The following is a 16,926-nucleotide window of genomic DNA, read 5'->3' as shown; positions in this document are numbered from 1 at the left end:
AGCCGATCGAGACTGTCGATTAATTGTGGGCAACGATTGATAAGCAATGAGAAAGGGGAACGGAGAGCAAGAATGGGAATGGAGAAGCGAACAGCGGTCGGAATCCCAATCTTGATCGCAGTGGCACCCCTTTCTATTGCTTGTTGCCCTATCCACAATTAATCGACACCTTTCGATCGGCCGTACGGTTTCTTCCTCTTCGTCTATTCGCGAATCCTGAGGAGTGGCTATATATGTTGTTGAATGGCAAGAAAGCTTTGATCACCGGAGCGGCAGGGATTTTAGGCTCGGCGATTGCCGAGCTGTTCGTCAAGCAAGGCTGCGAGGTAGTCATCGCCGATGTGGATGAGCGGAAATTAAAAGCAGTCGCAGACACGCTCGGCGAAAGTTATTCCGGGATAGAAGCTGTTCTGTTGGATGTGACGGACGAGGACGCCGTAAAGCGGGTTATGGAGGGGCTTGATCGGCTCGATATTTTAATCAATAATGCCGGTGTCACAAGAGGGAAGAAGATTGAAGAGCTGACACTGCAGGAGTGGAACACGATGTTAAGTCTGAATTTGACTTCCGTTTACTTATGCAGCCAATACGCTTTGCCGCTTCTCAAGCAGTCGTGCGCTCCGGTTATTGTAAATATGTCTTCGATTAATGCCATTCGCATGGTGCCTGGTTTCCCGGTCTATTCGGCGGCGAAGAGCGCGATCATTGCGTTCACCCAGCAATTGGCGCTTGAAGCAGCGGCATATGGTATTAGAGCAAACTGTATATCCCCGGGAAGGACAGGCTCAGAAGAACAAATTCAGGCGAGAATGAACGACCCCAAATATAAGCTGGAGGTGGATTGCTATCCGATAGGGCGCACCGGGCGTCCGAATGATATTGCAAACGCCGCTCTGTTTCTGTCTTCCGAGCTGTCCGCTTTTATTACAGGAATCAATCTCGTCGTTGACGGCGGGTTGTCGCTGCTCAATCCGACTGCCCTCATTCGCCCGGATTTGCGCGAACGCTGGAAGAAGGGCGAATATCGCTTGGAGGGGATTGAAGCTTGAACAGCGCTCAGCGGTATGAATGGAATCGGTATGAACAGGATGGCGAAACCGTTTATCAATTGCGCGATAGGACGACTGTGAGTTTAGTTGAGATTGTGGCATCCTGCGGCATGAACGTCATGCGATTTATATGGCAGGGGCAACAGCTAATCCTTTCCCCGCCGTCGCTTGCAGCACTTCGGGAACGGCCTACTCGTTATGGAATTCCGATATTGAGCTTGCCGGGTTCGACGGAAAATGGCGTTTTCGAGCACCGCGGGGTGCGCTACCAGCTTCCGCTCAATAGAGGGGCCCATCATCTGCATGGGGAGATTTGCAGGCTGCCTTGGAAAATGCAACAGATTGGCGCGGATCATGAGAGGGGGGCGTATATCCAGGCCAGCTATTCTTATCGGGATGATCCAGAGCGTTTCGCATACTTCCCGCAAGCTTTAACCTATATCCTGACCTACACGTTGCTTGATGGAGTGTTATCTATGGAGGCGTGTATCCAAAATGACGGCAAGCGTTACGCACCATTCGCGCTTGGCTTCCATCCTTACTTCCAGACGCTCGGAAGCAAGGAACAAGTGAGCTTGCAAATTCCTGCCCGTGCGGAGTGGGATAAAGATCAATCGGGGCATGCGCTCGCTCTTTCAACAGATCGTGCCACGGCAGAGCAGCTGAAAGAGGGAACCGCTTGGAGCCAGGTGGAGGGAAGGTTATTCTTTCTGGAATGCGGCGAAGGCGATGTGGGGTCGCCGGACTGCTTGGAGAAAGGCGCTCCGTCTCCCTCTGCATATGTATGCCGTATTGCCGATCGGGCAAGGAAGGTGAATATTGCTTTTGAGGTGGACCGTTGTTTTTCCAAGCTAGTGCTTTTTTTCCCTGATTGGGGGGAAGCCGTCTCGCTGGAGCCCCATACATGTGTACCTAACGCTTTTAATCTTTCATTGCCGCCAGCGGAGACGGGAGTTATGGAATTGGCACCCTATGGAAAGAAGCGTTTGAATTGGACTATAACTGCGAAGCGCATGGACGAGGAGGCAGTAAATTGAAAATCGTTAGTGTTGATGTTTATGTAGTGAAAATCCCGCCCAGCGGTCCCGTCGATAGAAGTAATCGAAGCTTTATTACGGAGTCTTACTTTATTAATGAAGGCAGACGATCGTGTGTATATTCCACGAACATGGAGACCGTGTTCGTCAAGCTGACATCCGACGAAGGCATTGTAGGCTGGGGAGAGATTTTGGCTCCTACCCATCCTGAGGTGGTAGCCTCGATTTTGAAATATCATCTGGCGCCGTTGGTATTGGGCGAAAATCCAATGAATAACCAGGTTCTTTGGGACAGGATGCTGGATACGCTGCGCGAGCGAGGTTACACGGGCGGATATCTGGTCGATGCAATGGCAGGGCTTGACATCGCTTTCTGGGACATGAAGGGCAAGATGCTGGGCCTGCCTGTATATATGTTGCTGGGCGGCAAATATCGCGACAAGCTGAGATGCTATTGCTCCAGCGTTCCGGGAGCGGGTGCGGCAGAGAAGCTGGAGCATATTGATCGGTTGATGGGTCAAGGCTTCAATGCGTTCAAAATCCACAGCTTTGGCCAAGGCGCTCCTGCAGATTTGAAGGTGCTGCAAGCTGTGCGGGGCAAGTACGGGGCCGATGAAGTGGATCTGATGTACGATGCGCACGGCAAGCTGACTCATACGGAAGCTTACACGCTGGGACGGGCCCTAGGTGAACTGGATGCGATATTTTTCGAGACACCGATTACATTCGAGGATCTGTCGGGCCACCGCAAACTGGCCGAGGCAGTAGATGTGGCTATAGCAGTAGGAGAACCGCTGCGCACGATATATACGTTTCAAGAGTGGATCTCGAGCGGCGCCGCTGAAATTGTACAGCCGGATATCGGGAGGAATGGCATTACGGAGATGATGCGCATCGCCCATCTGGCGGAAGCCCATCATGTGAAGTTCGGTCCGCATTTAAGTGTACATCAGGCGATTGGCCATGCGGCTTCGATTCATATATCTGCTGCTATTTCCAATTTCCTGATCTATGAATACCAGCCCAATGGACTGAAGACAAGTGAACTATATTCTACGGCATCATACAAATTTGAAAATGGCGAATGTATTGTTCCAGATGATCCGGGATTAGGCGTGGAGATAGACGAGCCTTCCTTAATGAAGTTTGTAACTGAACAATTTACTGTGAAGTAGGGAGATGAGATGGGGATGAAACATACACAGATCAAATTAGAGGGTGTATACCCGATTTTGGCAACACCTTTCACCAGTACTGGAGAAGTTGATGAACGCAGTTTGCGCGAGCTGGTGCGTTTCCAACTAGCGGCCAAGGTGGACGGAATTGCGCTGTTCGGCAATGCGAGCGAGATGTATGCCTTGCTCGATAAAGAACGGGAGTTCATTGCTGAAGTTGTCGTGGATGAGGTAAAGGGGAAAGTTCCGCTCGTATTCGGAAGCGGACATACAGGTCTTGAGGGTGCGGTTCAACTGAGCAAATGGGCGCAGCGGGCTGGCGCGGACGCGCTTATGGTGCTCCCGCCGTATATGATTAAGCCGGATGGCAAACGGATGTTTGAATATTTTGCCGCAATCTCGCAAGCAGTGGACATTCCGATCATGCTGCAGGATGCGCCAATTGCCAGTGGGGTCAGTATTCCGGTCGGTACGATGGTTCAGCTCGCGAAGTCTTTTGAAAACATTACGTATGTGAAGGTGGAAGCGCCGCCGACAACTGTCAAAATAACGGAAGTGATTGAACAATCCGAAGGGCGCTTAACTGTCTTCGGCGGATTGAATGGTATGTATTACTATGAAGAATTATGCCGTGGCGCGAAGGGGATTATGCCGGCATGCGAATTCCCTGACGCTTGTGTACAAATTTATCAACTGTTCACGGCGGGACAGCATGAAGCGGCGAGGGAGCTGTTTTACAAATATCTTCCGTTCATTCGCATTGGGACGATAGCCGGTGGCTACGCGATGGCAGTACATAAAGAAGTACTTAAGGCGGGAGGCGTTATCGAATCGGCGTATGTCCGCAATCCGAATGCGCCGATCGACGATCTTTTGCGCAGGGAAGTACTGGAAACGCTTGAAGGCTTAAATCCGCTTGCATTGAATTGGAATCGATCGGAATAACAAGCAACCGCATATCCCTGCTCGATGAACGTCTGTGCAACGTCACGTCGGTCATCGAGGCAGGGTTGCTTTTTTTCAACCGGTAAGTACCCGTGCCTTGATGCCAAGATTGAGTGAATCAGGTTAGGAGAGGAAAAACATGATACAAGATAAGGATCGACATTATAACACATTGATCTGTGGAGCTACATTCAGCGGGGTAGGCGCGCTGCTCGCTTCGCCAGACAATGCGCTCATTGTGGAGCGGACAGCAATGGTGGGCGGAGAGTATATCGAGGCCATTAACCCGGGCCAACCGGGAAGCTTGTCACTCAGTACTCATTTCGGAAGAAATATAAACGAGGAACTTGTCGCCCGTAATTTGATCGAGCCTGCGGGAGGACCGCTTCATCTTCCGGCTCTTCATCCGGTATTGTGCCGGAAGCTGCTGGATGCGCAAGCTTCAATATTGCTGTTGACCGAAATCGTTGCGGTTAAGCCCCATGAGCGGGGTTACGAGGTAACGATATGTAATGCGGCGGGTTGGCAGGTGTTTACAGTATCTAATATTTTGGATACGACATCACGGCGGGCGACTTGCCCGGGTGAGCGTTTGGAATCTGTAGCGAGAAGCTTGAACGCCTATATTTTGGCCAATGATCCCGAACTTGCGCTTCCTTCACTCGAGCACCCTTCCGTGGAATTGGTTCAAGGGAGGTTTGCTTCGGAACACATCCTTAAATGGCGGATAGCCCCCGAAGAGGATTGGCTTGCTGCGCGAGATGCTCTGGTACGGTTTTGGGCATCGCGGCCCGCTTCGCTGCAACCGTGGACGATTGCCGCAACAGCGACTGAACTTGAGTATCGAGTACCGGTTGGAGCCCGCCAGTTAGGCGAGTGTTGGCATTGGCTCCCGTCTGCCGGGTATGATCATCCGTTGCTGGCTATGGAGCATGGTTTTGTATATCGAAGCTTGGGGGTGGATAACGAAAATGGAAATCTGTAGACAGTATGATGGCATGATTAGAAAGGAACCTTTCACCGGTAAGCTGATTGGCTGCTACGATGTCATTATTGCCGGTTTGGGCACTGCAGGCGCCATAGCGGCGATAGCGGCAGCGCGCAAAGGATTAAAGGTGCTTGCAATAGAGCGGCTGCACGGGATGGGGGGCACGGGAACAGTCGGAGCCGTCTGGACATATTATTTCGGCTCAAAAGGCGGCCTTTACGAACAACTGGATGCTCAGGCGCAAACGCTGCAAAGGGGCTGCTTTACTCCAGCCGTCGGCGTGAACGGGGAAGCCAAGCTTGCCGTGATGGAACAAGAAGCGGCCAAGGCCGGTGTCGATATTCGTTATGGAAGCACGGTCATAGGCGCGCTTATACGCGGAAACAAGCTATGCGGAATTGAGTGGATATCCGCCGAAGGCCGGTTTGTCGCAGAATCGAAGATTGTAATAGATTGTACCAGCGAAGCAGAGGTCAGCGGGCTTGCGGGGGGCCGCTTCAAGCGGGGACGCGAATTTGAAGGGCAAGCGCAGCCCTATTCCAATGTATGGGTTTATATCGATAATGGGCGCGTACGGTATGGGCATGTGGATTCAGGCTATGTCAATCAGGGAGATCCGCAAGATCTGTCGCGAGCCATTCTTGAATCAGCGACTGCTCCTACGCATTTAAGAGACGTTTATGAAGAGGAGAGCCGGCTGCTGCGTACTTCGCCAATGCTTGGCATCCGAGAAGGACGATTTATTGAAGGGGAAGAGAATGTCACATTCGCCGATTATATAAAGGGCAAGCATACCGCACAACCGTTATTTTTTGCATATGCCAACCTGGACAATCACAGCAAGGACGTCGCATTCGAAAGTGAACTCCAGCAACAATGGATTGTGGTAAGCGGTATGTTGGGTTACAACTTCAAGGTACCGATTCCGCTAGGCGCTTTAATTCCGAAGGGGATTGAAGGGCTGTTGGTTGCGGGCAGATGCATGGCAGTCGATCATGATATTGCCGCGTGTGTACGGATGAAGCGGGATATGCAGAAGTCTGGCGAAGCCGCTGCCGCCATCGCTTACTTATCAATTAAAGAGCAAGTACCCTTGAAACAGGTTTCTTACACGAAATTACTGGATCTTCTTGAAGAAACAGGCTGCCTTACGCGAAGTGAGCATGTGCAGATGAAAGAAGCCTATTCCCAGGACGACGCAACGCATCTGGTCGTGCAATGGCTCACCGATCCGGATGAGATCAGGCAAGGATTGGCCAGTGCAAAGCCGGGTCTGGCGATCTGGTCGGCGACGGTACTCGGAGACAGCATGCGTCCGCAACTGAAGCAATGGATGGAGGAAGAGCCGGAGGAGCATCTTGGCAGACATAGCGTTTTCGCGCTTGCTATGACAGGGGATGAGGCGGCGGCTCCATTACTGCGCCGGATGGTTCGCGAGCATGATTCGTTTGTGCCGCATAGAAGCAACTATGCGCGAGGCTATGCAGCTATTTTTCTATTAGGAATGTTGGCGAATAGAGCAGCAGTGGAAGAACTATACGGCATACTGGAATTACCGAGCGAAACAAAGCAAGCGGAGGTTTATTTTCAATACATCTCATTCTCCGTCATGGCTTTGGCGCGAATTGGCGAACGCCATTCCGATCTGCGTCTGGAAATTGCGGAAGCATACCGCAAGCTGCTTGAGCGCAAAGATTTGGACTTAACGATTATGTTATCCGACCGTGGAGAACCTCCTTATTCTATGAATCATGTCATAGTCCGGGCAATCGAACAAACTAAATTTCTAAAAATTTTGAAAAAACATCGATAAAGTTGAGAAATATGACAATCCCGGAATCGTTATGATAGTGATATAAAACAAAGAGAGGTGCAGGGGATGAACCTAGCAGAAGCGGTCAATACTCAGAAGGCCAAACCGGGGTTAGCGCTTAAAGCCATGAGAAACGTTAGGCGGCATAAAGTGATGTACTTGCTGTTGCTGCCAGGCTTGATTTATTTTTTCATATTCAAATATATTCCGATGTTCGGATTAATACTGGCATTCAAAAAATATAACGTGGTGCTAGGATTTTGGGACAGTCCGTGGATCGGGCTCGGAAATTTTCAAAGATTTATAGAAGGCGTTTATTTCTGGAATTTAATTGAAAATACGGTGCTTATTTCTTTATATAAGCTGCTTTTCGGATTTACGGCGCCAATCATTTTGGCATTAATGTTGAATGAAGTTTCTCGAAAATGGTTGAAGAGATCTGTTCAAACAATTACTTATTTACCGCATTTTTTGTCCTGGGTCATCATCTATGGCTTAATGGTCTCGCTATTGTCGCCCGGAGAAGGTTTTGTCAATGTGTTGCTCAAAGGCTTTGGTTTTGGGACCATCGACTTTCTGACGGCTCCCGAGTGGGCAAGATTTATAGTGGTCGCATCTGATATATGGCGAGATATTGGCTGGGGGGCCATCCTTTACTTGGCGGCGCTGTCCGGCATCGATCCCAGCTTGTACGAGGCAGCCCGCATTGACGGCGCATCGAAGTGGAGGCAAATTTGGCATGTTACTTTGCCTGGTATCCGCAACGTTATTATCATTATGTTAATTATTCGTTTGAGCCACATTCTGGATGCCGGCTTCGATCAAATCTTCATGCTCGCCAACTCGTTCAACAGCGAGAAGATTGATATCATCGACACCTGGGTATATCGGGAGGGCATTCAACGATTGCAGATGGGGCTTGCAACAGCAGTTGGTTTCTTTAAATCTATTATCGGTCTGGTGCTTGTAGTTATTGCCAATCAAGTGGCCAAAAAGTTTGATGGTCAAATATTCTAGTATTACGTTTATGGTGGGGTGAGCAGATGGAATACCTTTCGAAAGGTGAAAAAATGGCGAAGTCGATAAACTACGTTGTTCTCTTCGTTATAGCACTCGTGTGCTTGTTCCCGTTTTATTATGTTGTAGTCGTATCGCTTACGACAGAAACAGAGCTAATTCGCAAAGGAATTGTATGGTTTCCAGATCAAGTTACGTTTGATGCATATAAACGCTTATTTTCCGGCGCTGCATTAATAAAAGCTTATCAGATCACTTTGTTTCGTACGATTATCGGAACGACTCTCGGTCTTGTAGTGACGTTCATAACGGCCTATCCGCTTTCTAGAAAAATGCTTCCAGGGCGGTCAATATTTATGTTTTATATTGTATTCACAATGTTGTTCAACGGAGGCCTGATTCCAACCTATCTCGTAGTGCAAAGCATAGGTCTGCTGGATACGGTATGGGCGCTTATTATGCCGGGAATTATCGGCGCATTCAACATTATTATTATGAGAAGCTTCTTCGAGCAGCTGCCGCCGGAGATTGAGGAATCTGCCAAGGTGGATGGCGCCGGCGAGTTGCAAACGATGTCTAAAATCGTGTTTCCGTTGACGCTGCCAGTAATGGCCACGGTGGGCTTATTCTACGCCGTATATCATTGGAACAGTTATTTCGACGGGGTTATGTATTTGAATAATCCGGATTTATTCCCGCTGCAAGTCGTGCTTAGAAACATATTGCTCTCTGTGGAATCGCTGTTTGTAGAGGCGATTGAAACGAACGACACCGTTGGTAAGCTGGCTTTTAAGATGGCTGCAGTTATATCTACAACATTGCCTATTCTTGTTGTATATCCTTTCGTGCAAAAATATTTTACTCAAGGCGCTACCTTAGGAGCAGTTAAAGGTTGATCTGGGGGAGACCCTATCAATATAATTAAGATATGAAAGAGGAGAGGTCGAACAATGAGGAAAATGAAGCAGTGGAAAGGACTAATTTTAGTTTTGGTCTGTCTGATTCTGGTGTTGGGAGCATGCAGTTCCAATAACTCTAACAAACCGGCAAACACGCCCGGCGCATCGAATTCGTCGCCAGGCAATAAGGAAGGCAGCGATCAACCGGCCACAACGAACCCTTTTGAGAAGAAAATGACCATTAGTATGTTTAATGGAGGAACCTGGGGAGCAGACGCTCTTCCTCCCCGCAATGATGACGAGCAACGAATCATGTTGGAAGAAGCTGTTAATATCGACCTTCAGATGACGATTCCGCCTGTAGGCGAGACAGATGCAAAGTTGAATTCATTGCTTGCTTCCGGGCAAACGCCGGACATTATGTTCTTTAATGATCGCGCTCAAGCGATTAAATTTTATGAAGAAGGGCTGCTTATTCCGATTGATGAATATTTGAATAATTTTCCGAAGCTTAAAGAGTTTTTCACGGAAGATCAATGGGGTGCTCTTAAGCATAAAGGAGCGACAATCGGTACGCCAGGGCTTGAGCTTGTAAGCGGAATTAACGGCTGGTGGATTCGTAAAGATTGGCTGGATCAATTAAAGCTGCCGATTCCGACAACAACGGAAGAGCTGTTGGATGTTATGAAAGCCTTTACTTATAATGACCCGGATCAAAACGGTCAGAATGATACGTATGGTTTCTTTGCCGGGGTGCCTAAGGATGGTAATATTGCCAATCCGTCATTGAAGCTGGGTTTGGATGCGGTGATGTGGCTATTCGGCGTAAATCCGCATAAGATTGACATTGTAAATGGCGAGCTTGTATACCATAACACTGATCCACGGATGAAGGAAGCGGTAACTTTCATTAACCGGATGGTGAATGAAAAGCTGATTGATCCCGACTGGGTGACGACTTCCGACGCAGGACCGCGCGGCGATAAAATCAATAGAGGAAAGCTTGGCGTGATTGTAGGTGATTGGAGAATGATGGATAACCCGACGAAGATGATTGAAATAAGCGGGGATGCAGACTGGGTTTCGATTCCTCCAGTGAAAGGGCCGGATGGCAAGCAAATTTTGGGAGAGCTCGCTTTCCAAAGCAATCTTTGGGGAATATCGGCAAATGCCGCGAAGGAACCGGGCAAGGTAGAGCGTATATTGGCATTGCTGGAATACTGGTATACTGATAAAGAGGCGTATCCTTATTTCGCATATGGAACGAAGGGAGTTTTCTGGGATTACGGCAGCAACAAAGAGATTATTCGCCATAGGCCTGAACAGGAAGTTATTTCACAATACGGCTGGAATACGCATTACAAATTGAATCGCGGCGCTCATGACGCATTGTATTATAACTTTAATAAATTAGAGTTTACAGGTGCTGCGCATCAAACAAATCTTGATCATAGCATTCCTCCATTACCGAGCGTGTACCTGGTTCCGAAGGAGTCCGACACTCTGTATGAAGATCGAATGAAGTATGTAAATGAAACATTGTTAAAATTTATTTATGGAAGCGAGCCGATCAGCAACTGGGATAAATATGTGTCTACTTTGGAAAGCACATATAAGCTTCAGGAATATCTGGCTGGAGCAATGGAACAATTCAAGGAACAAGGTTTGCTGAACTAGCGGCGATTACGGCGAGAGCGATTACTCTCGCCGTTTTTCCGAATAAACATAAAACGAGCTGTTCGAGGACTGATCCTTATGAAACGTATGGGTAGCTTAACTTTCAAATTATTCATTATCTGCTTAACCTTCGCTTTTTTATGTGTCGCGATCATAAGTCATCTATCATCTAATTTCGTAAGAAACCAGGCAAGCGAACGGGATCAGGAATTTATCAATCAAATATTATTGAAGACGAATGAGTATTTGACTTTAACCTTCTCATCCATGAATACGATTTTGTATTCGGTGGAATCATTCATCGATTCGAACGCTAACAACGAACTGCAACTGGGCAAATATCTGGATTCACTCTATGATATGAATTTGCAAGCGATCTCCAACGTTTATGTAATCGAGAAGGATTTCAGCATCATCGGCGGTCGCACAATTACTCGTGTTGTGAATGATCCGATGCCGGAGCTTGAACAGATTTATAATTCGACGCGAGAGAAGCTCTATTCGACTTCGGTAAGTGAACCCTATTACAATCGTTTCTCCGGCTGGACGGTTACGATGTCTCGTGTGGCCAAATCCAACTCTTCTTTGGTCATTGCGGTTGATCTTAATTTCCGAGAATTGGAGAGAAAGCTGCTTCAGATTCACGAGGAGGAGAAGCTGCAACTCTACATAATCGATATCGGAGGCGGCATACTTGCCTCGTCCAGACAAGATACGGATAAAATCAGGGAATCTGGCCAAATACTCAATATTCCTATAGAGGATATTATTTCGCATCCTGACAGCCGATGGTTTAACAGTAATGAAACTGGTGCGGAAGATCTTATTATAAAAAAGTATGCTTCGGAGTTTAATTGGCTGCTGACAGCAGTGAGCGACGGATCCAGGCTTATGCAAACCTTAGAGCAAATCAATCAGCATTTTATTCGTTTATTTTTACTTGGCCTGATTTTAAGTTTAGTCGTCGCATTTATGATAACCCGTTATATCCGGAAGCCTGTCCTTTTTTTGACCCAGCAAATGAGGCGAATTGAGCATGGCAATCTGGAAGTTCAGATGTCGTTGAACCGCAAGGATGAATTCGGTTATTTGTCGCAAAAGTTTGATAGTATGCTTCGTCAAATTTCAGAGCTCTTCAATCGTGTAAAGGAGCAGACAGAACAACAGAAAAAACTGGAGATTCAAGTGCTGCAATCACAGATCAACCCTCACTTCCTGTACAATACACTTGGAGCGATTAGCAATGTGGTGCGCTTGGGGCAAACGGATAAAGTGGATCCGGTTATTGGTTCGTTAATCGCGATTTTGGAATATGGAATAAAGGACCCTTCTCATAAGGTGCCGCTGCTCGATGAGCTGCGCAATGCCAGGGACTATCTATCCATCCAAAACATTCGCTACAATCGCGAGTTTAAGCTTGTGGAGCAAATAGAGGAGAGCCTATTATCCTTTAAAGTGTTTCGTATGTTTTTGCAGCCGATTGTGGAGAACAGTATCTTTCATGGATACAGAGGCGGGCAAGTGGAAGGAGAAGTTCATATTCGCGCGTATTGCGAGGAGCAGAATGTAGTCATTGAAGTCCGGGATAAAGGAATCGGGATCAGCGAGGAAGATATGGGGGGATTATTACTATCCAAAGAAGAAACGGATTCAGATCAAAGGAAGCGCATTGGCCTTGCGAATATACATGCGAGAATTCAGCTTAACTATGGGGAACAGTACGGATTGCGCATTAGCGGCGTGTTAGGGGAAGGGACTGTTGTGAGAGCGATTTTCCCGGCGGAGAAAGGGTCATAATCATACGAATTTGCTCAAGAGGGGTGCTTAAAGTGGACGATGTGCATTGTCTGATAGTAGATGATGAGGAGCTGATGATTCAGCGGCTGACCATGTTTTTTGACGACTTGTCCGCCACGGACAGCCCATTCCGTTTGATTGGCAAAGCATTCTCAGGACAAGAAGGCCTGGAAATGGCGGCCAGTCTGAAGCCGGAAATTATTATAACGGATATTCGCATGCCGGGTATGGACGGGATCGCAATGATTGAGCAAATGAAGATCATTCTGCCGCAGGCTAAATTTATTATATTGACAGCATATTCCGATTTTGATTATGCCAAACGGGCCATACAGCTTGATGTTCTCGAATATATCGTGAAGGTGCCGTTGAATGAAGCGGATTTGCTTCGGGCGATGGAAAAAGCGTCTTCTGAACTTTTAACAGTTCGCAGCAAGGACGAGCGGCTACGCAGCTTGAATATGTCTATTTCGGAAAATCGGTATCGCATCTACAAACAATTTTTTCGGGAGCTGTTCCGCGGACAGATTGCAGCGACGCAGGTCAACCTGGCTTCGGTTGGCTTCGATATGAATATATTTCAGGTAGATTACTGCTGTATATTGATAGAAATGAACTATTTTGTTGATTTTATTAATAAATATCCTTTATCTGAACAGAGCATTCTGAAATACGGCATCTTGAACGTAGTCGAGGAAACAATACAGCTGCATGGCAAAGGATTAGCATTTGAAATAGAACAACATCGGTTTATCGCTTTTGTACAATGGTCTAATTTGTTTAGTCAAATGGCTATGGAGCAGAAGTATAGAAACGTTGGAGAAGCGATAGTCAGCAACGTATCCACTTATTTGAAGCAAAGTGTATCCGTTGGGTTCAGCCGTCCCCACAAAGGGTGGTCAAAGGTTACTTCGGCCTACGCGCAAGCCATGGAGACTAGCAGACTGCAATATTACGAGAAGCCGGAGAGCATTATTACCCCATCTGTGCTTGAGAGGACGACGATTGCAGGCAATGCTCAGTTGCTGCATGAGCAGCTAGGGGAACTGTTGGCCATGGTCCACAGAGAAATGGACTTTAAAGATATTAGAGCGAAGTTAGAAATATTCAAAGATAAGGCCAGAAAAGAACGGATTCAGCGCCATGAACTGACAGGATGGCTTAAAAAGTTCTTACGCGCCGCAAACATTAGACTTTCGAAATGGAACAATAATTTAGTCGAGCTGGATGAAGCATTGCTGGATTTCATGTCATTGGACGAACAAATGGAATTTCTTTTCAGCCACATGGAGAGGTATCTCCAAGTGAAGGAGCTGCCGGAAAGAGTGGAGATTGCCAAGGCAGTCTCTTATATCGAGCATAATTTGGCTAACCGTCTGTCATTGCAAGTGATTGCTGAACAGGTGAATCTGGCGCCAGCTTATTTTAGCAGTTTATTTAAACGAGAAATGAAGGAAAGCCTGGTCGATTTCATCAATCGGAAAAAAGTGGAATTGGCCGCAGAGCTGATCAAATACAATAATTACACGAATCAAGAATTGTCCGACAAGGTGGGCATTATAAATGAGGCTTATTTCTGTACGTTGTTTAAGCAAAAAATGGGGGAGACACCTGGGCAATACCGCAAAAAAATAGGGACGAAACAAATATAATATTCAGGACGGCTAAGGATATTGAAGCTATAAAAAACAAAGCATACAAGTACGAGTCTGTAAAATTTAGTAGCGGTGAGAATACTGTTTATAAAGTTAAAGTTGGAGATGTTTGGTTAGGCGAAATTATATAGCAAACGAAAAAAGCCTCAGAGAAAGTGCTCTGAGGCTTTACGTACAATAATGATTTTTAAAAATTGCGAAACCTGTCTTTAAGAACTTGCCGGGTGAGGAAACAAAGGCAAAGCTTCCAGGAAGATAATATCTTCGCGCTTGGCGGCATCGCCTTCTGCGAGGATTGCTGCTCTTGCAACTACCTCTCCGCCGGCTTTCGCTACAAGCTGTTCCAAAGCAAGCAGGGATTCGCCTGTGCTGATGACATCATCGACAACAGCAACGCGCTTGCCGCGAATCAATTCTACATCGGATTTTTCCAATATAAGCTCCTGCTGCTTCTGTGTCGTAATAGAGTTGACTTTATGAGAGATCGTTTCTCCCATATAAGCTTTAACACTTTTTCTTGCAACGACGTAACGTTTCATGTCTAACTGCTTGGACAATTCGTATACGAATGGAATGCCTTTCGCCTCTGCCGTCACAAGAATATCTACATCAGGCAGTTTATCCGCTATATCTTTCGCTACTTGCATGACGAGCTCAGTATCGCCAAGAATGACAAAGCTGGCAATGCTAAGGGAATCTGATATCGGAATGATGGGAAGTTCTCTAGTCAGCTCTCCGATTTGTAAAGTATATGTGTTCATGTTCTTTTATCCTCCTTTTACATGCCGATCCAATTCATTAAAGTTTCTACAACAATTCCTGACAGCATGCCAATAAACGGATCGGTAATTGCCGTCATGACCATCGTCACGCCGCCAACGATACCCGAGCCTGCGCCTTCGCCTGTGAGGGCTGCTGCCGCATTGCCAGGCAAAGTGACCATTACGCCCAAAATCATTAGAAATCCAGCGATAGAAGAACTTGGGACGTATTTGCCAATCTTCGGCAATGTCTTTGTAATTAAGATGATTGCCATCAGTACCATCATGAGAACTCCGGACCATACGGCATGCGGAGCGCTGGCTGTTGCAGAAATAACAACTTCCACAGGTGCGCCGCCAAATAATGCAGAAACCATATCCGCTAAGCTGCTAATTATGGATAGAACATCTACGTTGACGGATTGACCGGCAATATCTTCGTTGATTCTGCCGAATGCAATGTTGGCACCGATGTTTAGACACGCCAATGCAAGAGCGCCGCGTACGACTGATGTGTTTAACATCAGCTTTTGAAACTTCAGCTTTTCTTCAGGTGCTGATTTGCTCTCTTGCTTATCGGAACCGGACTTTTTCTGCATAATATTGAACACAATGCTTGAGAGGATGACAGATACAGTGATTGTATAAACGAGATCCTTCGTCAGCATATACATGATTAATGCACTAAAAATGGAGGTTGCACCGATAATCCGATCGTTCTTTGCCATATCCCATGCTACTTTGGAGAGCATGATGCCGACCCCAGCCATCATTCCGCTTGTAATAATGGGACCGATCCAATCGATAATGCGCTCGAGCAAGCCGAACAAGCCGATAATGAGCAGGATGCAGGCACCGAAGAAGACCATGGACAGGCGTTCCCGCATCGATTTGCCCATTGTACCGGCAAGAGTAATTGTTTCTGCTTGATAAGAGACGACCGCAACGTTGCTCGTAGCGGCGTTTCCGACTGCTCCGACGATGAAGGCCAGTGCGGTCGGGACTGAGGCAAAGCCGAACGCGAGCGCCATAAGCCCTTGCGGCAATCCGTTAAGAACCACACTGAGAGCAGCGAGAATGTCTTGAAGTATTTCCATTGTGACGTCATTTCCCCCTATTTAGAAGTAGTTTTTTTCATTATAACTATAAAAAATTATCACACTACGGAATAATATTCAATATTATTCGACATTTTTTATCGAAAACAAGCTTTACAGTGGAAGATGGCAATCTCTATCTCTATCTTTCATCGGTAAACGCGCCTCCTTCTTTAAAGCGAAGGATAGCGAAGCCGTTTATCCTTGTATTTGTATAAATCTGGCGGCTCTATCCATAATAATACAGAGTTTTATTCCAACATTTTGAGGAGCAGATAAATATGAAAAGTAAACGGTTGCTGGCGCTGCTGTTAATCTTGACGCTTGTTTTTAGCTTAATGCCAGTAGTATCTGTGCAGGCTAAGGCCGTTGAGAAGAAAAATATGGATTGCATAAGTCCCGAAATGGTGCAATTAAAAGCAGATATGCAGAAGGTTTGGATCAACCACACGATATGGACAAGAAGCTATATTGTCAGCGCCATATCTAATCGTCCAGATCAGAAGGACGTATTGGACCGGCTTTTGCGGAACCAGCAGGACATAGGCAATGTGATCAAGCCTTATTATGGAGAAGCAGCTGGCAATAAACTGGCTGACCTTCTGAGAGAGCATATTCTTATCGCAGGTAAAATAGTAGCGGCTGCCAAAGCGGGTAATCAGGCGGAAGTCAACAAGCTTGAGGCAGACTGGCGCAGAAATGCCGACGAAATTGCTAAATTTTTAAGCGAAGCAAATCCGAACTGGCAATTTAAAGAGCTGCAGGATATGCTGTATACGCATCTTCAGCTGATTACGGAAATAGTCGTCAGTTGTCTCAAAGGAGATTGGAAAGCTGATATTGCTGCAACTGACAAAAATGAGATCCATTTGATTCATTTAGCCGACATTTTGACAGAAGGCATTATCAAACAGTTTCCGGAAAAATTTTAAAATAACGTGATAGGTTACCTATATAAAAGGCTTGAAGCAGCAGTCGTCTATAGACTGAAGCTTCAAGCCTTTTGTATTGTAAAA

Annotated in this window: 14 protein-coding genes; 12 read left to right on the top strand and 2 right to left on the bottom strand. The window is 46.7% G+C overall.

The features are described 5' to 3' along the window. Positions 1-233 precede the first annotated feature (233 nt). From ACRRU2_RS19000 to ACRRU2_RS18950, 11 genes are all read left to right on the top strand, one after another. The gene (locus tag ACRRU2_RS19000) at positions 234-1,049 is read left to right on the top strand and encodes an SDR family NAD(P)-dependent oxidoreductase (RefSeq protein ID WP_432504100.1); all 816 of its coding nucleotides are present in this window, start codon (positions 234-236) and stop codon (positions 1,047-1,049) included. Next, positions 1,046-2,086, top strand: coding sequence for an aldose 1-epimerase (locus ACRRU2_RS18995; protein ID WP_432504098.1), 1,041 nt, complete (start codon positions 1,046-1,048; stop codon positions 2,084-2,086). The genes ACRRU2_RS19000 and ACRRU2_RS18995 overlap by 4 nt, the downstream gene beginning before the upstream one ends. Next, entirely contained in the window at positions 2,083-3,261 is a 1,179-nt protein-coding gene (locus tag ACRRU2_RS18990) for a mandelate racemase/muconate lactonizing enzyme family protein (RefSeq protein WP_432504096.1), read from the top strand. Before ACRRU2_RS18995 ends, ACRRU2_RS18990 begins: the two co-directional genes overlap by 4 nt. 15 nt (positions 3,262-3,276) lie before the next feature. Next, the gene (locus ACRRU2_RS18985; protein WP_432504093.1) at positions 3,277-4,206 is read left to right on the top strand and encodes a dihydrodipicolinate synthase family protein; all 930 of its coding nucleotides are present in this window, start codon (positions 3,277-3,279) and stop codon (positions 4,204-4,206) included. Positions 4,207-4,345: 139 nt separating this feature from the next. Continuing rightward, positions 4,346-5,191: a hypothetical protein gene (locus tag ACRRU2_RS18980; protein WP_432504091.1), complete on the top strand. Its 846-nt coding sequence runs from the start codon at positions 4,346-4,348 to the stop codon at positions 5,189-5,191. Further along, positions 5,178-7,007, top strand: coding sequence for an FAD-dependent oxidoreductase (locus ACRRU2_RS18975; RefSeq protein WP_432504089.1), 1,830 nt, complete (start codon positions 5,178-5,180; stop codon positions 7,005-7,007). Before ACRRU2_RS18980 ends, ACRRU2_RS18975 begins: the two co-directional genes overlap by 14 nt. Before the next feature lie 66 nt (positions 7,008-7,073). After that, complete coding sequence (locus tag ACRRU2_RS18970) at positions 7,074-8,024, top strand: ABC transporter permease (protein ID WP_432504087.1); 951 nt, start codon at positions 7,074-7,076, stop codon at positions 8,022-8,024. Positions 8,025-8,050: 26 nt separating this feature from the next. After that, positions 8,051-8,920: a carbohydrate ABC transporter permease gene (locus ACRRU2_RS18965; RefSeq protein ID WP_432504085.1), complete on the top strand. Its 870-nt coding sequence runs from the start codon at positions 8,051-8,053 to the stop codon at positions 8,918-8,920. Between the two features lie 54 nt (positions 8,921-8,974). After that, positions 8,975-10,600, top strand: a complete 1,626-nt coding sequence (locus ACRRU2_RS18960; RefSeq protein WP_432504083.1) for an extracellular solute-binding protein — start codon at positions 8,975-8,977, stop codon at positions 10,598-10,600. Between the two features lie 78 nt (positions 10,601-10,678). After that, the gene (locus tag ACRRU2_RS18955; RefSeq protein ID WP_432504080.1) at positions 10,679-12,397 is read left to right on the top strand and encodes a cache domain-containing sensor histidine kinase; all 1,719 of its coding nucleotides are present in this window, start codon (positions 10,679-10,681) and stop codon (positions 12,395-12,397) included. Between the two features lie 32 nt (positions 12,398-12,429). After that, a complete protein-coding gene (locus ACRRU2_RS18950; RefSeq protein ID WP_432504077.1) occupies positions 12,430-14,049 on the top strand; it encodes a response regulator transcription factor in 1,620 nt (539 codons plus the stop codon). A gap of 212 nt (positions 14,050-14,261) precedes the next feature. Here ACRRU2_RS18950 and ACRRU2_RS18945 read toward each other — a convergent pair whose 3' ends face one another. Both ACRRU2_RS18945 and ACRRU2_RS18940 read right to left on the bottom strand, forming a co-directional pair. Further along, positions 14,262-14,813, bottom strand: a complete 552-nt coding sequence (locus ACRRU2_RS18945; RefSeq protein WP_331699032.1) for a phosphoribosyltransferase family protein — start codon at positions 14,811-14,813, stop codon at positions 14,262-14,264. A gap of 17 nt (positions 14,814-14,830) precedes the next feature. Next, a complete protein-coding gene (locus tag ACRRU2_RS18940) occupies positions 14,831-15,910 on the bottom strand; it encodes an NCS2 family permease (RefSeq protein WP_331699031.1) in 1,080 nt (359 codons plus the stop codon). 281 nt (positions 15,911-16,191) lie between these two features. Between ACRRU2_RS18940 and ACRRU2_RS18935 the strand changes: the two genes are divergently transcribed. Continuing rightward, a complete protein-coding gene (locus tag ACRRU2_RS18935) occupies positions 16,192-16,842 on the top strand; it encodes a glycosyltransferase (protein WP_432504074.1) in 651 nt (216 codons plus the stop codon). Positions 16,843-16,926 lie beyond the last annotated feature (84 nt).

Source organism: Paenibacillus sp. GXUN7292 (assembly GCF_050864975.1).
Taxonomy (GTDB): Bacteria; Bacillota; Bacilli; order Paenibacillales; family Paenibacillaceae; genus Pristimantibacillus.
The sequence above is the reverse complement of the archived record's forward strand: the minus strand, read 5'-3'. Positions and strand labels throughout refer to the sequence as shown.

Excerpts from the sequence above, each read along its gene's own strand:
- ACRRU2_RS19000 (WP_432504100.1), top strand. The coding sequence starts at position 234 with ATGTTGTTGAATGGCAAGAAAGCTTTGATCACCGGAGCGGCAGGGATT.
- ACRRU2_RS18985 (WP_432504093.1), top strand. The coding sequence starts at position 3,277 with ATGAAACATACACAGATCAAATTAGAGGGTGTATACCCGATTTTGGCA.
- ACRRU2_RS18980 (WP_432504091.1), top strand. The coding sequence starts at position 4,346 with ATGATACAAGATAAGGATCGACATTATAACACATTGATCTGTGGAGCT.
- ACRRU2_RS18975 (WP_432504089.1), top strand. The coding sequence starts at position 5,178 with ATGGAAATCTGTAGACAGTATGATGGCATGATTAGAAAGGAACCTTTC.
- ACRRU2_RS18970 (WP_432504087.1), top strand. The coding sequence starts at position 7,074 with ATGAACCTAGCAGAAGCGGTCAATACTCAGAAGGCCAAACCGGGGTTA.
- ACRRU2_RS18965 (WP_432504085.1), top strand. The coding sequence starts at position 8,051 with ATGGAATACCTTTCGAAAGGTGAAAAAATGGCGAAGTCGATAAACTAC.
- ACRRU2_RS18960 (WP_432504083.1), top strand. The coding sequence starts at position 8,975 with ATGAGGAAAATGAAGCAGTGGAAAGGACTAATTTTAGTTTTGGTCTGT.
- ACRRU2_RS18955 (WP_432504080.1), top strand. The coding sequence starts at position 10,679 with ATGAAACGTATGGGTAGCTTAACTTTCAAATTATTCATTATCTGCTTA.
- ACRRU2_RS18945 (WP_331699032.1), bottom strand. The coding sequence starts at position 14,813 with ATGAACACATATACTTTACAAATCGGAGAGCTGACTAGAGAACTTCCC.
- ACRRU2_RS18940 (WP_331699031.1), bottom strand. The coding sequence starts at position 15,910 with ATGGAAATACTTCAAGACATTCTCGCTGCTCTCAGTGTGGTTCTTAAC.
- ACRRU2_RS18935 (WP_432504074.1), top strand. The coding sequence starts at position 16,192 with ATGAAAAGTAAACGGTTGCTGGCGCTGCTGTTAATCTTGACGCTTGTT.